Source organism: Lysobacter sp. Soil_C_59 (assembly GCF_057656415.1).
Genome location: NZ_JBDGKK010000004.1, coordinates 293,885 through 309,403, shown reverse-complemented (window position 1 = coordinate 309,403; position 15,519 = coordinate 293,885). Strand labels below are relative to the sequence as shown.

Below are 15,519 nucleotides of genomic sequence, written 5' to 3'. Positions count from 1 at the left end.
GGGGGGTCAGTCCTTGTTTGCCTGCGCCTCGGCGGCAGGCTTGGCGGCAGGCTTGGCGTCCTGGGCAGGCTTGCCTTCACCGGCAGCGGCAACGGGTGCTGCCTTCGCCGGCTGGCCCGGCGTTGCACGCTGGATGCCCGAGACGATGACCTGGTCGCCGGCGGCCAGGCCGCTGCTCACGACCCAGCTGTCGCCCTGCAGGCGATCGGTGACGACGTCCTTGCGCGCGACCTTGCCGTCGGCACCGACCACCAGCACGTACGGGCTCTTGGCATCGCGCAGCAGGCCGACCTGCGGCACGAGGTAGGCATTGGCCTGCTCGCCGAGCGTCGCCTTCAGCGTCACGTAGGTGCCCGGCAACAGGTTCTTGTCCGGGTTGGGGATGCGCGCGCGCATCGCGATCGCACCCGTTGCCGGATCGACCACGTCGCCGGAGAAGTCCATGGTGCCGGTGCGCTGGTAGACGCTGCCGTCGGGCAGCACCACCTGCACTTGGCCCTCGCCGGTGCCGGCGCCGGTGCGGGCGCGACGGATCTGCTCGAGCTCGGTGACGCTGACCGAGAAATTCACGTACAGCGGATCGATCTGGTCGACGGTGGTCAGCAGCGTCGCCGTGTCCTGGCCGACCAGTGCGCCTTCGGTGACCTGCTGCTTGCCGGCGCGACCGCTGATCGGCGCGCGCACGGTGGCGTAGCCCAGGTTGATGCGTGCATCGGTCAACGCGGCCTGGGCCTGCTTGACCGCGGCGCTGGCGCTGCGTTCGGCGGCAAGGGCGTTGTCGAGGTCGGACTGCGAGACGAACTTCTGCGGTGCCAGGCGACGGGCGCGGTCTGCGGCCGACTTGGCGTTTGCGTATGTCGCTTCAGCCGCCGCGAGCGCGGCCTGGGACTGGCCCGTCGACGCCTTCAGCTGGTCGGGATCGATCTGGAACAGCACCTGGCCCGCCTTCACGTCGGTGCCTTCGTCGTACAGGCGCTGCTTGAGCACGCCCGGCACGCGGGCGCGCACGTCGGCGCTACGGAATGCGGCCAGACGGCCGACGAGGTCCTTCTGCAGCGGCACGTTGCCGGGTTGCAGTTTGACCACGCCGACTTCCGGAGGAGGCATGCCGCCCCCCTGTGCCTGATCCTTACCGCCACAGGCGGTGAGTGCGAGGGCCAACGCGGCGGCCATTGCCACCGAGCGCGGGTTCTTGACCATGGGGGAGGACTCCGATTCCGTCATGTACGAGCGATGATGCTCAGATTGGTTTAATTCCTATACCGCCCAGTCTAGCATTCTGAGTTTTCCGCCCACCCCCCAGAAGTCACACGCGGGGTAATCACGCCGGATCAGGCACAAGAAGGCCCGCGGAGCGTTTCAAGCGCTGGTCGGCGCAAGCAGGTGCGCCAGTGCGGCGGGATCGGGCCGATCGCGGAACGGCAGGCGTCCCCAGCAAGGTATCGGCAAACGGTGGCGTAGCAGCGTGAAGTTGTCGTCGGCGCGCGCCATGTGCGGATCGATGTCGTTGGCGATCCAGCCAGCCAGGCGCAATCCATCGGCAGCAATCGCGCGCGCGGTCAGACGTGCGTGGTTGATGCAACCCAGGCGCAGGCCGACCACCATCACCACCGGCACATCCAGCGCGCGTACCAGGTCGGCCTGGTCGAGATCGGTCGACAGCGGTGCGGCCCAGCCGCCGACGCCCTCCACCACGACCGCATCGGCCATCGCCGACAAGCGTGCATGCGCATCCAGGATCGGCTGCAGCTGCACCGTCACGCCGGCATCGGCCGCGGCAAGTTCCGGTGCCAGCGGCTGCAGCAGCGCATAGGGATTGACGTCGTCATAGGCCGGGCGTGGCTCGCTGGCCGCCTGCAGCAACAGTGCATCTTCATTGCGCAGACCGTCTGCGGTGACCTCGCAGCCGCTGGCGAGCGGCTTCATGCCGACCACACGCAGGCCGCGCGCGCGCAGCGCGTGCAGCAGGGTCGCACTGGCCAGTGATTTACCGATGCCGGTATCGGTGCCGGTGACGAACCAGCCGACATGGCCCTGGGGCCTGTTCATCGCCGGATCGTCCCTCGCAAGCTCAGGGGCCGCACGCTGGTAGACTGCGGGAAAGAGGCATTTATGTTCACCAGCGAAAGTCTAAGCGGGCCCAAGCCCGAACAGTACGCACAGTTGCTCGAGCAGGCGCGGGCGCTGGTGCACGGCGAACGCGACCGTGTGGCCAACGCCGCCAATCTCTCGGCCCTGGTGTACCACTCCCTGCCCGGCCTGAACTGGGTCGGTTTCTACCTGTTCGACGGCACCGAACTGGTGGTCGGACCGTTCCAGGGACTGCCGGCCTGCATCCGGATTCCGCTCGACAAGGGCGTCTGCGGGGCCGCCGCGACCACCCGCCAGACCCAGCGGATCGCCGATGTCCACGCCTTCCCTGGCCACATTGCGTGCGATTCTGCGTCTAACTCAGAACTGGTCGTGCCACTTGTGGGGGGGGATGGCCAGCTGATCGGCGTGTTCGATCTGGACAGCCCGCACTTCGACCGCTTCGACGCCGACGACCAGCGCGGCCTGGAGGCGATTGCGCAGGCCTTCGTGGAGTCGCTGGCATGAGTATCGGGAAGAACGGGGAAAAGGGCGGCGACAAGCTGCGCAACATCGGTCCCAAGTCGGCGGCCTGGCTGCGCCAGGTGGGCCTGCGCTCGCGCGAGGACCTGACCGCGGTCGGGACCGTCGAGGCGTTCATGCGCGTCAAGCGCGCCGGCTTCAAGCCGACGTTGAACCTGCTGTACGCCATCGAAGGCGCGCTGCAGGACTGCCATTGGCAGGAGATCTCCGACGAGCGTCGCGCCGAACTGATCGCCGCCACCGAAGCGGCGATCGCCCTGCTGCCGCCGCCGCGCTACCGCCCGCCGGCAGGCCCGGTGACGACGACCCAGGTTGCCGAGGAAACGATGGCGATGCCGTCGCTGCTGGATGAGCCGGCGGATCGGGACTGAGCAACGTCCTTGGATCCCCGCCTTCGCGGGGATGACGGTGAGGCGGGGAAAAATCGCGTAGACTGCGCCCCGCTTCGAGGTGACCCGGCGGCGTCCTGCCGGCGGGTTGAAACGGGAAGCCGGTGACGTCCCTCCGCTCAAGATGGGTGGGATCATTCCGGCACTGCCCCCGCAACGGTAAGCGAGTACAAGCGCTGCATCCGCCACTGTGCATGTCACGGGAAGGCGCGGCGCCGGAGAGCACAGCCCTCCACTCGCGAGTCCGGAGACCGGCCTGGAAGCAGGGTCACGCCTGCACATGACTGTGCGGCCGTGCCCACCCCTGGTTGCGATGCGGAGGGCATCGCGGCGGCGACGTTGGCGCCGTGCGCCCACACCGCAGCCCCGTGCACTCTCCTTTCGCGACTGTCCCAGTTGCCCGTCACGGCCCGAGCCGTGCGTTGGAGATTCCTCGATGCAATTGCGTAATCTGTCCCTTGCCGTCGCGTGCCTGCTGGCCGCACCCGCGCTCGCCCATGCGCAGGACGGCACTGCCCCGACCAACCTTGACCAGGTCATCGTCACCGCCAACCGCACTGCGATCAGCGTCAACGACGCGCTGGCACCGGTCGAGGTCATCGACGCCGAACAGATCCGCCACAGCCAGGCGCGCTCGCTGCCCGACCTGCTGCGCGGCCGCGCCGGCATCTCGATGTCCAACCAGGGCGGCAGCGGCAAGCTGACCACGCTGTTCCTGCGCGGCGCCGAATCCGACCACGTGCTGGTGCTGGTCGACGGCATCCGCGTCGGCTCGGCGACTTCGGGCCTGACCGCGTTCCAGGACCTGCCGATCGAAATGATCGACCGCGTCGAGATCGTCCGTGGCCCGCGTTCGAGCCTGTACGGCGCCGACGCCATCGGCGGCGTGATCCAGGTGTTCACCCGCCGCGACAAGCAGGCCTTCGCACCGCGCGTGCGCTTCGACGGCGGCAGCAACGACACCCTCGGTTACGGCGTCGGTTTCGGCGGCAGCAATGACCGCGGCTGGTTCGGTGCCGACTACCAGCACACCCGCACCAGCGGCATCAACGCCTGCAACGGCTTCTTCGACCCGGCGACCTTCGACGGCGCCGGTTGCTTCATCGCCATGGATTCGCAGCCCGACCGCGACGGCTACGAGAAGGATGCGCTGTCGCTGCGCGGCGGCATCAACCTGACCGAGCAGTGGAGCGTGGAAGGCCACGCGCTGCGCAACGAAGGCGACAACGAATTCGACGGCGACTTCACCGACCGTGCCGAAACCGTGCAGCAGGTCATCGGCGGCAAAGTGCGCTGGCATCCGTCCGACCGCGTCGACGTGCACCTGACCGCCGGCCGCAACGTCGACTCGTCCGACAACTTCCTCGGCGACACCTACCTCGACTTCTTCAGCACCAACCGCGACAGCGCGACGCTGCAGGGCGACTTCGGCATCGCCGCCGGCCAGCTGGTCAGCGTTGGCCTGGACTGGCTCAACGACAGCGTCGAGAGCACCACGCCGTACGACGAGGACGAGCGCGACAACAAGGCCGCGTTCGTGCAGTACCAAGGCAAGTTCGGCGCGCAGTCGATCGAAGCCAGCGTGCGCCGCGACGACAACGAGCAGTTCGGCGGCCACACCACCGGCGGTGCCGCCTGGGGCCTGGTGTTCGCCGACAACTGGCGCGTCACCGCCGGCTACGGCAGCGCATTCAAGGCACCGACCTTCAACGAGCTGTACTTCCCGTTCTTCGGCAACCCGAACCTGCGCCCGGAAGACTCCGAGACCTGGGAGCTGGGCCTGGCCTTCCTGGGTGACGGTTTCAACGTCCACCTCGACACCTTCAGCACCGACGTCGACGACCTGATCGCGTTCGATGCGGCGATCAACCTGCCCAACAACGTCGAGAAGGCGCGCATGCAGGGCGCCGAGCTGTCGGCCGACACCACGATCGCCGACTGGACCATCAACGGTGCGATCAGCTACCTCGACACCGAGAACCGCCGCGGTTTCTACGAGGGCAATGACTTGGCCCGCCGTGCGAAGAACAGTGCCCGCCTCGACGTCGACCGCGCCTTCGGTGCGTTCCGCTTCGGCCTGACCGCGGTCGGCGAAGGATCGCGCTTCGATGACGTCGCCAACACTCGCCGCCTCGGCGGCTACGGCACGCTCGACCTGCGCGCCGAGTACGCCATCACCCAGGACCTGACGTTGCAGGCGCGCGTGGCGAACGTGTTCGACCGCGATTACGAGACGGTGGCGTTCTACAACCAGCCAGGGCGTGAGTGGTTCCTGACGCTGCGCTACGCGCCGGTGAACTGAGGCGTCGGCTCGACCCAGGAAAAGGCCCGGCAATGCCGGGCCTTTTCTTGCGTGGGTGGCTGGCTGGTGGAGGAGGTGGGGTGTATTCCGCGAACCTCCGCTTCGCTCCGTTTATTGTTCGCGAAATACACCCCACCCCCTCCTTGCGGAAGCTGTCGTTGTTTTGTTGACTTCGACTGTTAGCGAGAGCGCATTGCGCGCGTAAAGGTGGTGCACGGGTCGGACTCGGCCTGCCACGGCCCTGGACGGTGTCCGTGCCCTCGCTCATTCGCACGTCTGCTCGGTGAGCTCGGTCCCGGACGCCCGCGAAAGGAATTGGTTGTTCCAAACCCACTCGCGCTGTTGAGGCCCTCTCCCCTTGTGGGAGAGGAGTTGGGGAGAGGGGGCGCCGGAGACCGTGAAATGCACGCTCGATCAACGCATCCGATCGAACGAATACAAGGCCGCGAGCGGATGCCGCCGCCGCTTGATGGCAGCTCGGATCAGATCGCGCCCAACCATCGAGTACGTGATGCCGTTGCCGCCGTAGGCCATGGCGAACAGCACGCGCGGGCCCCACTGCCGGTTCGCACCCATGAACGGCAGTCCGTCCTTTGTCTCGGCGAAGGTGCCTGCCCACGAGAACGCGGGTATCAATGGCTTCAGCTGCGGGAACAGGCCCGACAGCTTCTCCATCAGCTTGCGCGACTTCTTTCCGACGCGGCCATCGCGTCGTGCCGGGATGTCCACCGCATCGTCCTCGCCGCCGACGATCACGCGGCAGTCGGGCGTGGTGCGCAGGTAGAGGTATGGCCTCGCGGTCTCCCACATCACCGTGCGCCGCATTGATGCCAGGACCCCAGGGTCCAACGGATCGGAAATGAATGCATAGCTGCTGCGATTGCTGGCGAAGCGCCGGTCGAGCCACTGCTGCGACGCATAGCCCGCCGCAACCACTACATGCCCGGCGCGGATGCGCAGGCCATCGCCCGTGACCAGATCCACCTTGCGCGCCGACGGCTCGATGCGCTCGACGCAGGTGCGGTCGAACACCTGCGCACCCTGCCCCTGCAGTGCGCGGAACAGCCGGTAAGTCAACCGGTACGGGTCGATGCTGGCCGCCGGCGTACTCACAATCGCCGCCGGCGCGCGGAACCCGAAGCGCTCCAGCAGTTCCTCCGGCTCCAGCCATTCGACATCGAAACCGTGCTCCGCGCGCAGGTCGAACTCGCTGCGGAGCTTGCGCCGATGCCAGGCGCGGCTGGCGTAGTACACGCTCTGCACACGCTCGAAGCCGACATCGCGCAGGCGACGCGACAGCGTCTCCAGCTCACCGATGGTTTCTGCAGAGGCGCGGTACGACTTCAGTGCCTCTGAAATGCCGTACTGCTTGGCCAGATCGCCCAGCGTCACGTCGCTCTCGTACTGCAGCAGCGCGGTGCTCGCCGCGGTGCTCCCCCAGCCGATGTCGCGCTGCTCCAGCACAACGACCTCGTGGCCGTCCTCGACCAGCGCGTCGGCGATCAGGGCGGCAGTCACGCCGCCGCCGATGATCGCCACGTCACAGCGGACGTCCGCTTCAAGCCGCGGAAAGGCGTACATCAGGCCGTTGCTGACGGCCCAGTACGGGTAACCGCTCTTGAGGTCCAGGCTCTTGAGCCCCAATCAGTGCTTCTTCGGCATCGATTCGCGCGCCTTCTCGGCACGTGCCGCGCCGATCGCGGTTTCGACCTGCTTGACCTCCTCCGGCGGCGGCAGCACCGCGGGGATGCCCAGCGACTGCAACCACAGCTCCCGGCTCCAGCCGCGCGTGTGGTAGAGGTGATGGTCTTCGTCCTTCTCCACCGCGTCGTGCGCCTGCTTGAGCACCTTCGCCAGGTCACCGGTGGTGTGCTCGGCAATCTGGCCGATCAGCTCCCAGTTGTGGTGGTCCTTGGTTTCGGCCAGCACCACGCATTCGGTGGCCACCAGCTCGGCTCCGGTCGGGTCGCCACTCTTGCGCGCCATGTTCATGGCCTCGACCAGCGACGCGCCGATGTGGCCAACGACCTCGCGTCCCGGCGTCTTCGTTTCGGGATCCAGCCCCAGCTGCTCGAACACGGTGAGCAGGACCTTGCGATGCGTCTTCGTCTCGGACAGGTACTCCTGCCACTCCTCGCGCAGGTCTTCATTGACGGCGCAACCGATCGCGGTCTCGTAGATCTTGATGCCCCCCATTTCGGTTTCCAGCGCCTGATACAGCAGTTCGTTGACCTGATCCTGTTCGATCGATGCTTTCCTGGCCATTGCCGGGACTCCAGTGGACTGATTTGCGAGCTCCACATGTAGCCACCGCGGTGTTAACCGGACGTGGAAAATTCGCTGGGTGCCGTGGACATCCGAGCAACCGGCGAAGTGAATGTCCTGCTCACGAAAGCGACTGGACGCGTTCGCCGTGCGCACGGACGACTGCCATTGACACCGTCGCCGGGCGCGGGAAAGTATGTCGACGGGGAAGCAGTCCGGGGCCGGATCGGCCCGCGCACCGGGGGAGGCGAATGAATTCTTCATCTGTATCTGATCTGCTGGGCCAGTACGATCCGACATTGCCATTGGCAGAAGCCTCGACCATTCCTGCCTCCTGGTACGTCGACGAGCGCATCGGCGAGCGCGAGAAGCGCACGACGTTCTCGCGTTCATGGCAGATGGCCGGGCGCCTGGACCAGCTACGCGAGCCCGGGCAATACGTCACCTGCGAGATCGCTGGCGAGCCCATCCTGGTGGTGCGCGGCAGCGACGGCGAGCTGCGTGGGTTCTTCAACGTCTGCCGCCACCACGCCGCGGCGGTGATGACCGAGCCGTCGGGCTGCGCGCAGAACCTGCGCTGCCCGTACCACGGCTGGACCTACACGCTGGAAGGCGCGCTCAAGGGCACGCCGAGCTTCAACAGCGAATGCCACTTCGACCGTTCGCAGCACGGGCTGGCCCCGGTGGCGACCGCGGTCTGGGAGAACTGGGTATTCGTGCGCCTGGATGCTCAGGGTCCGAGCCTGGAGGAGTTCCTCGGCACCGACCTGATCGAGCAGATCCGCCCGCTGCAGCTGTCCAGGCTGCACTTCTTCGAACGCCGCCATTACCTGTTCGACTGCAACTGGAAGGTGTTCGTCGACAACTACCTCGACGGCGGCTACCACGTCCCGCACCTGCACAAGGGCCTGGACAGCGTCCTGGACTACAAGAATTACACCATCGAGAACGGCGGCCGCTTCTGCCTGCAGTCGAGCCCGCTGACCACGGCCAAGGCGCAGGAGGATTACGCCGCGGTGCGCACCGGCGATCGTGCGCTGTACTACTGGATGCACCCGAACCTGATGATCAACTGGTACGAGGGCATGATGGACACCAACCTCGTGCTGCCGCTGGGCGTCAACCAGACCGAGGTGATCTTCGACTTCTGGTTCGAGGATGTGTCGGAGGCGGCCTATGCGCGCAACCGCGCCAGCGTCGATGTCGGGCAGCAGATCCAGGACGAGGACATGGCGATCTGCAAGTCGGTGCAGCGCGGGTTGCATTCACGCGCGTATTCGACCGGACGGCTGTCGGTGCGGCGCGAGGCGGGGGAGCATCTGTTCCACCGGTTGCTGCATGAGGATCTGAGCGCGGGCGGTTGAGGCCATCGCAAGGCAACGTCCTTGGATTCCCGCCTTCGCGGGAATGACGATCTAGTCTGGTGCTGGCGGCGTATCCGGCACCGGCTGCAACCGCACCAGCTGCTCATGCCGCAACCACCACGCGGCAATCCCCAGCCAGAGCAGGATCATCGAGATCACTGTCTTCTGTCGCAGGCCCTCGGGCATGCCGTGCCAGTACGCGTAGATCCACAGGGCGATGAAGCTGGCCACGGCCAAGGGCAACGCCAATGCCACGTGCACGCGCCAGATCGCGTCGTAGTGGAAGCGCCAGGATTGCAGCATCATCGCCAGCGTCACGCTCAGGAACGTGGTCAGCGCGGCAAGCCGGTGCAGCTGGTTTTCCTGGTCATGGTCCAGCAGCGGCAGGTCGGTTTCGGAGATCGCGGTCAGCGCCAGCGCGACCCCGGCCAGGGCCAGCAGCAGCGCGGGAACGGCGCTGCGCGCCCGCGGCTGCAGCGCGCGGTACAGGCCCGCGCCCAGCAGGATCAGCGCCATGCTCAGCGAGTAATAAGCCAGCCGCAGCCAGCCACCGTAAGGACCTTTGAGGTAGGCACTGAGCGGATCCTGCCGCCAGTCCAGGTCGGTGCGCAGCCACTGCAGCACGATGCAGGTCGACAGGAAGGCGAGCACTGCCACCAGGCAGATCAGCCCTGAGCGGTGCCGCACTATGCCGTCGAGGAAGCTGCGTGGCTTCCCTTGCACTGCCGCATCGACGGATGCCGTCGCCTTCATGTTGGTGCCAACGAGGCGGCCGCGATTTCGCGGCCACCTCCGACTTTACGCGCCTTGTCCGGCTTTCAAAACCGCCTGGGCGGCATTGCGTCCGGGCGCGCCGCTGATGCCGCCGCCGCCATGGCTGCCGCTGCCGCACAGGTAGAGGCCATCGACCGGCGTGGCGTGGTTGGACCAGCCCGGCAGCGGGCGCATGAAGAACATCTGGTCGAGGATCAGCTGTCCGTGGTTCGGGTCGCCTTCGGTCAGGCCGTACTCGCGCTCCAGGTCGATCGGCGTCAGTGTGCGCACTTCATGCACGGACGCTTCGAGCGCAGGGAACTGCTCGGCCAGGCTGGCGATGACGGTGCGTTCGATCGTCGCCCTCGCCTCGTCCCAGTCCATGCCACGCAGCTTGTACGGCGCCGACTGCATGTGGACGGAGACGACGTTGCCGGCGGTGGTGATTTCCAGATAGGGCTTTGCCGCCAGCTCGCCGTACTTGGCCGCATCAAAGGCGCGCTCGAGGTACTTCAGCGCAGGTGCGATCGCCAGCGTTCCCGCCGGCAGGCCGTGGTTGCCGTTGGTCAGCAGATGCACCTTGGCGACGGCGCCGCGCATCTTGATCGACTGCACCTGCCAGACGAAGTCCGGCGGCAGCTCCGGCGCGCCGACCAGGCCCAGCAGGGTGCGGCGTGGATCGGCGCCCGACAGCACCGTCGTGGCGGCGATCTCCTCGCCGCTTTGCAGGCGCACGCCCGACACGCGCAGCGAGTCGACCAGGATGCGTTCGACGCCGGCGCCCGTGCGCAGTTCGCCACCGGCGGCCTTGAACGCGGCCACCAGAGCCTCGGCGATCTTGCCGTTGCCGCCCGCGACCGGCCGCTGGGCGAGGCCACCGCGGTTGAGCCAGTTGTGCATCAGCGTGTAACCCGTGCCGGCCGACATCGAGCCGAGCGTATGGCCGTGGATGCCGACGGCCGCCACCGCGGCCTTCACCTGCTCCGACTCGAACCACTCCTCGGTGAACTCCACCGTCGACATCGACATGGCGCGGATCACCCGGAACATGTCGCGACCGCCGAGGCGGCGCAGCGTCCACGCCAGCTTCGCCAGCGGCCAGCCCTCGGCCAGGCCGACATGCGGCAGGCGCGGCATCGGCGTGCGGTAGGCCGCGTCGAGGAAAGCGGCGGCGCGATCCATGAAGGCGACGAACTCGGGCCAGCGCGCGGCGTCTGCCGCGGAGAACTGGCGGATCGATTCGAGCGTGGCGGCATCGCCGGGCGTGGTCGACAGATGAAGGCGCTTGCCGTCGGGCTGCAATGACACGTACGGCGTCGCGGCCTCGTACGCCAGGCCATGCCTGGCCAGGCCGAGGTCGGCGACGATGTCCGGGCGCAGCTGCGCGCCGGCGTGCAGCGGGTCGAAGCTGCTGTCGCCGAGGGTGTCGGTGGCGAGCTGTCCGCCGGCGCGGTCGCGCTGCTCGAGCACCAGCACCTTCTTGCCGGCCTTGGCGAGATAAGTCGCCGCGACCAGGCCGTTGTGGCCGGCGCCGACGACGAGGATGTCGTATCGCGTGTTCGTCATGATCACTTCCAGTCCTTCAGAACTTCCTGCGCGGCCATCTTGCCGGCCGCGCCCATCACGCCACCGCCGGGGTGCGCGCCCGAAGCGCCGAAGTAATAGCCCGGCAATGGCGTACGGAAGTCCGCCCACTGCGGCGCGGGCCGCAGGAAGAACAGCTGGTGCAACAGCAGTTCGCCGTGGAAGATGTTGCCGCCGGTGATGCCGGCGATCTGCTCGATGTCCTTGGGCGTGATGACCTGCTTGCCGACGATCTTGCTGCGGATGTCCGGGGCGTAGCGCTCGAGCGTGGAGATCACCGTCTCGCCGAACGCATCGCGCTTGGCATCGTCCCAGCCGCCCTCGATGTCGTATGGCGCGTACTGCACGAAGCACGACGCCACGTGATGGCCTGGCGGGGCCATGTCGCGGTCGATCATCGACGGGAAGATCATGTCGATGTACGGCTGCTTGGCGAACTGGCCGTACTTGGCCTCGTCGTAGGCGCGCTCGATGTACTCCATGCTCGGGCTGATCGAGACGGCGCCGCGGTGCAGCGGGCCTTCGCCGGGCAGGCAGGTGAAGTCCGGCAGTCCGCTGAAGGCGATGTTGACCTTGCCGGAGGAACCTCGCACGCGGAAGTTCCTGATCTGCTGCACGAACTCGTCGGGCAGGTGCTTGCCTTCGACGAACTGCAGGAAGCTGCGCTTGGGATCCGCCGCCGAAATGACAACCTTGGCGCGCAGCTCGTCTCCATTGGCGAGCGCGACACCCGAGGCACGGCCACCGCGGACGATGACCTGCTCGACCGCGGCATTGGTGCGGATCTCCACGCCGAGTGCGCGCGCCGAACTGGCGATCGCCTGGGTGACGCCGCCGTTGCCGTTCTTGCAGAAGCCCCAGGCGCGGAAGGCGCCGTCGATCTCGCCCATGTAGTGGTGCAACAGCACGTAGGCGGTGCCGGGCGAATGCGGACCGAGGAACGTGCCGATGATGCCGCTGGCCGACTTGGTGCCCTTGAGCGGATCGAACTCGAACCAGTCGTTGAGCAGGTCGGCGGCCGACTGCGTGAGCAGCTTGGCGATCTGGTAGAGCTCTTTTTCCGACAGGCTCTTGCCGTACTGGCCGAGCTTGAGCAGGCCCTTGAGGTCGCGCAGGCTCAGCGACGACGGGTCCGGCGGCACCAGGCCGATGATCGGCTTGATCGCCTTGGCCGCGCGCGCCATCACCCGGCCGTATTCGTCGGACGCTTCGGCATCGCGTGGCGAATGGCGGTAGAGCTCCTGGCGGGTGAGGTCGTGATCGTCCCACGCGGCCAGGTAGTCGCCGTTGTCCATCGGCGTGACGGTGCTGGGCAGCGGCAGGATCTTCAGGCCGTGCCTGGGCAGTTCCAGGTCGCGGATGATCTCCGGCCGCAGCAGGCTGACGACGTAGGAGAACTGGCTGAAGCGATAGCCGGGGAACGGTTCGGCGGTGACCGCCGCGCCGCCGACGACTTCGCGGCGTTCGAGAACAGCCACCTTCTTGCCCGCGCGCGCCAGGTAGGCGGCGGCGATGAGGCCGTTGTGGCCGGCGCCGATGACGATGGCGTCGTACTGGTTGGTCATCACTTCTTCTTCCACTCCGGCTCGTAGAACGGCAGCTTCACCACCTTGCCCGGCGCCTGCAGGCGCTTGTGCTCGACGGTGACTTCCATGGTCAGTGCCGTTCCCGGCTCGTAGTACGGGCGCTGCAGGTGCACCAGCGCGATGTATTTCTTCAGCACCGGCGACCAGGTGCTGGTGGACGCGTAACCTACCTGCTTGTCGCCCTGCATCATCGGCAGGCTCTCGCGCACCGCCATGCCGGGGATCTGCGGCGGCAGGCCGACGCGGGCGAACAGCGGCTCCATCTTTTCCCAGTCGACCTCGAAGCCGACCAGCTTCCACGCCGAACCTTCGCGCTTCTCTTTCTCCAGTGCGCGGCGGCCGACGAAGTAGCCGGGCTTGTCGAGTTGCACCGCCCAGTCCAGGCCCATCTCCAGCGGCGTCGACTTCTGCCCTTCGATCCAGGCGTGGTTGGCGGCGGTGTAGTCGACGTCGATCATGAACAGGCCCGCTTCCACGCGTGCCATGTCCATCGCCAGGATGCCGCACGGGACGATGCCGTAATCGCCGCCGGCTTCCATCAGTGCATCCCAGACGTGCAGCGCGTCGGCCTTGTCGATCCAGATCTCGTAACCGAGGTCGCCGGTGTAGCCGGTGCGCGAAATCGTGACCGGCTTGCCGGCCAGCGTGTTCGCCATCACCTTGAAGTACTTGAGCTTGTCGAGGGTCTTGGCGCAGCAGCGGTTGAGTACCGCGCGCGACTTCGGGCCCTGCAGGCTCAGCGCGGCGACATCCTCGGTGACCTCGGTGATCGTCACGTCCATGCCGACGGCATTCATCGACAGCCAGCGCAGCGACGGCTCGGCCGAGGTCAGGCGGAAGGTGTCTTCGGCCAGGCGCGAGATTGTGCCGTCGTCGAGCAGCTTGCCTTCTTCATCGCACCAGCCGGTGTAACCGACCTGCCCGACCGCCATCTTCTGCACGTCGCGCGGGGTCAGCTTGTGCAGCAGGCGCGCGGCGTCGGGGCCGGTGATGATGTACTTCATCAGCGGCGAGACGTCGATCGCGGCGACGCCGTCGCGGATCGCCCAGTACTCGCGGTCCAGGTGCAGGTCGTAGGAGCCGGCCACGATGTGCCCGGCCCAGCGCCGCCAGTTCTGCGGCAGGCACAGGCGCGAGGTGCGCTCGTGGAAGGGCGTGCGTTTTAGTTCCAGCATGGGAGTCCTGCGTGCGTGCGGTACTGCGGGTCGATCGGATGGCGGGTGGAACCGAAGGCGAGTGGTCAGGGTTTCGCGGCCGGCGGCAGCAGCGGGCTGGTGCGGCCGTTGCGCATGCGCAGCAGCGCGTACACGGGCAGACCGGCGGCCGCCAGTACGATAGCCCAGCCGAACGGCTCGCTGCCGAGGCCGATGAAAGCAAAAGTCGCATACGCCAGGCCCGGGATCGCGATCACCAGCATGTCGCTGTTGGCCGGCCGCTGGCCGCGGCGCCACAGCACCAGCAGCGCCAGTGCGCAGCACAGGTATAGCGGCAGGTTGGCGGCGGTCACCACGGTGGTGATGAAGGTGAAGCCCTGCACCAGCGACTTGCTGTAGTTCATCAGGATCATCGCGCTGGCGAGCACGCCGGTCGCGACCAGGGCCAGCGCCGGCGCACCGAAGCGGTTGCTGCGCGAGAACGACGCCGGCAGGCCGCCGTTGCAGGCAATGGTGCGGGTCAGTTCACCGACCAGCAGCACCCAGCCGTTCAACGCACCCAGGCCGCTGATGACCACGAACAGCGACAGTGCGCGGCCGTAGCCGCCACCGACCAGGCGGTCGAGCAGGTCGGAGAACGGCGCCTTCGACTGCGCCAGTTCGGCTGCCGGGATCAGCAGCAGCGGCACGGACGAGACCACCAGGTAGATCACGGCCGTGATCATCGTGCCGACCATGGTCGCGCGCGGAATGGTCCGACCCGGGTCGCGCACGCGGTCGGCCGGCACGGCCGCCGATTCGAAACCGAGCATCGCGAACAGTGCAATCGTCGAAGCCGCCATCAGCGGCGCCAGGCTGACCGGCTGCGTCGGCAGGTTTTCGGTGTAGCTCGACGGATGGGTCAGCAGCAGCCAGATGCCGAGCCCGGCCACCGTCAGCATCGGCAGCAGCTTCAGCACGGTGGTCACGATCTGCACGCGCCCGCCGGCGCGCACGCCCAGCAGGTTCACCAGCACGAACATCCACAGCAAGGTCACTGCCTGCAGCGAGGCTGGTACTTCGCGCAGCGCCGGGAACAGGGTGTCGAGGTAGCCGACCACGCCAATGGCGATGGCGGCATTGGTGATCCAGGTCGCGATCCAGTACGACCACATCGCGACGAAGGCCGGGATCTCGCCGAGCGTGCCGCGGATGTAGCCGTAGGGGCCGTCGGAGGAGGGCATGTCGCGCGCGAGGCGGGCGAACACCCGCGCCATCGCCAGGCAGCCGACCACGGTGATGACCCAGCCCAGCATCGCGCTGTAGCCATACGGCGCCAGCGACGCCGGCAACAGGAAGATGCCGATGCCGATGGTGTTGCCCACCACCAGCGCGGTGCACATCCAGAACCCGAGCTTGCGCTCCGGACGGGTGTCGCAGTGTTGGGTCGTGCCAGCCTCGTTGACGCGCGGGTCCTGCATGCCTTGCCACCCCTGTTCAGTCGTTACTGCGGTGCGCGTCCTGCGGATT

At 67.2% G+C, this 15,519-nt stretch carries 13 protein-coding genes and 1 riboswitch; of the genes, 4 read left to right on the top strand and 9 right to left on the bottom strand.

Translation table 11 applies throughout. The annotated features are described in order from the left end of the window. Window positions 1-6: 6 nt before the first annotated feature. Window positions 7-1,200, bottom strand: coding sequence for an efflux RND transporter periplasmic adaptor subunit (locus AC3A3Q_RS10660; protein ID WP_487586232.1), 1,194 nt, complete (start codon window positions 1,198-1,200; stop codon window positions 7-9). A 159-nt stretch (window positions 1,201-1,359) separates the two neighbouring features. After that, window positions 1,360-2,049 (bottom strand): dethiobiotin synthase, encoded by a 690-nt coding sequence (gene bioD / locus AC3A3Q_RS10655; RefSeq protein WP_487586231.1) that lies wholly within the window; start codon window positions 2,047-2,049, stop codon window positions 1,360-1,362. A gap of 63 nt (window positions 2,050-2,112) precedes the next feature. Here bioD and AC3A3Q_RS10650 point away from each other — a divergent pair, with 63 nt between their 5' ends. The 3 genes from AC3A3Q_RS10650 to btuB all read left to right on the top strand — a co-directional run bounded on the left by AC3A3Q_RS10650 (window position 2,113) and on the right by btuB (window position 5,304). Next, on the top strand, window positions 2,113-2,598 hold the full coding sequence (locus tag AC3A3Q_RS10650; protein WP_200608788.1) for a GAF domain-containing protein: 486 nt from the start codon (window positions 2,113-2,115) through the stop codon (window positions 2,596-2,598). After that, on the top strand, window positions 2,595-2,984 hold the full coding sequence (locus tag AC3A3Q_RS10645; RefSeq protein WP_158732299.1) for a TfoX/Sxy family protein: 390 nt from the start codon (window positions 2,595-2,597) through the stop codon (window positions 2,982-2,984). Before AC3A3Q_RS10650 ends, AC3A3Q_RS10645 begins: the two co-directional genes overlap by 4 nt. Window positions 2,985-3,044: 60 nt before the next feature. After that, window positions 3,045-3,276: riboswitch (cobalamin riboswitch) on the top strand. A gap of 162 nt (window positions 3,277-3,438) precedes the next feature. Then, the gene (btuB, locus tag AC3A3Q_RS10640; protein ID WP_487586230.1) at window positions 3,439-5,304 is read left to right on the top strand and encodes a TonB-dependent vitamin B12 receptor; all 1,866 of its coding nucleotides are present in this window, start codon (window positions 3,439-3,441) and stop codon (window positions 5,302-5,304) included. A gap of 414 nt (window positions 5,305-5,718) precedes the next feature. On the opposite strand, the gene AC3A3Q_RS10635 is transcribed toward btuB, so the two are convergent. Beyond that, window positions 5,719-6,933: an NAD(P)/FAD-dependent oxidoreductase gene (locus AC3A3Q_RS10635; protein ID WP_487586340.1), complete on the bottom strand. Its 1,215-nt coding sequence runs from the start codon at window positions 6,931-6,933 to the stop codon at window positions 5,719-5,721. Between the two features lie 15 nt (window positions 6,934-6,948). Then, window positions 6,949-7,569, bottom strand: coding sequence for a hypothetical protein (locus AC3A3Q_RS10630; protein WP_487586229.1), 621 nt, complete (start codon window positions 7,567-7,569; stop codon window positions 6,949-6,951). A 251-nt stretch (window positions 7,570-7,820) separates the two neighbouring features. On the opposite strand from AC3A3Q_RS10630, the gene AC3A3Q_RS10625 reads away from it, so the two are divergent. Further along, window positions 7,821-8,933 carry an aromatic ring-hydroxylating oxygenase subunit alpha gene (locus AC3A3Q_RS10625; RefSeq protein ID WP_487586228.1) on the top strand — a complete coding sequence of 371 codons (1,113 nt, stop codon included), beginning with the start codon at window positions 7,821-7,823 and terminating at the stop codon, window positions 8,931-8,933. Window positions 8,934-8,984: 51 nt separating this feature from the next. On the opposite strand, the gene AC3A3Q_RS10620 is transcribed toward AC3A3Q_RS10625, so the two are convergent. The 5 genes from AC3A3Q_RS10620 to AC3A3Q_RS10600 form a co-directional block, all read right to left on the bottom strand. Continuing rightward, window positions 8,985-9,686: a DUF998 domain-containing protein gene (locus AC3A3Q_RS10620; RefSeq protein WP_487586227.1), complete on the bottom strand. Its 702-nt coding sequence runs from the start codon at window positions 9,684-9,686 to the stop codon at window positions 8,985-8,987. Between the two features lie 45 nt (window positions 9,687-9,731). Further along, complete coding sequence (locus AC3A3Q_RS10615; RefSeq protein ID WP_487586226.1) at window positions 9,732-11,252, bottom strand: phytoene desaturase family protein; 1,521 nt, start codon at window positions 11,250-11,252, stop codon at window positions 9,732-9,734. A gap of 2 nt (window positions 11,253-11,254) precedes the next feature. Then, complete coding sequence (locus tag AC3A3Q_RS10610; RefSeq protein ID WP_487586225.1) at window positions 11,255-12,835, bottom strand: phytoene desaturase family protein; 1,581 nt, start codon at window positions 12,833-12,835, stop codon at window positions 11,255-11,257. Continuing rightward, window positions 12,835-14,031, bottom strand: coding sequence for an aminomethyl transferase family protein (locus AC3A3Q_RS10605; protein ID WP_487586224.1), 1,197 nt, complete (start codon window positions 14,029-14,031; stop codon window positions 12,835-12,837). The genes AC3A3Q_RS10610 and AC3A3Q_RS10605 overlap by 1 nt, the downstream gene beginning before the upstream one ends. A gap of 65 nt (window positions 14,032-14,096) precedes the next feature. Further along, on the bottom strand, window positions 14,097-15,470 hold the full coding sequence (locus tag AC3A3Q_RS10600) for an APC family permease (protein WP_487586223.1): 1,374 nt from the start codon (window positions 15,468-15,470) through the stop codon (window positions 14,097-14,099). Window positions 15,471-15,519 lie beyond the last annotated feature (49 nt).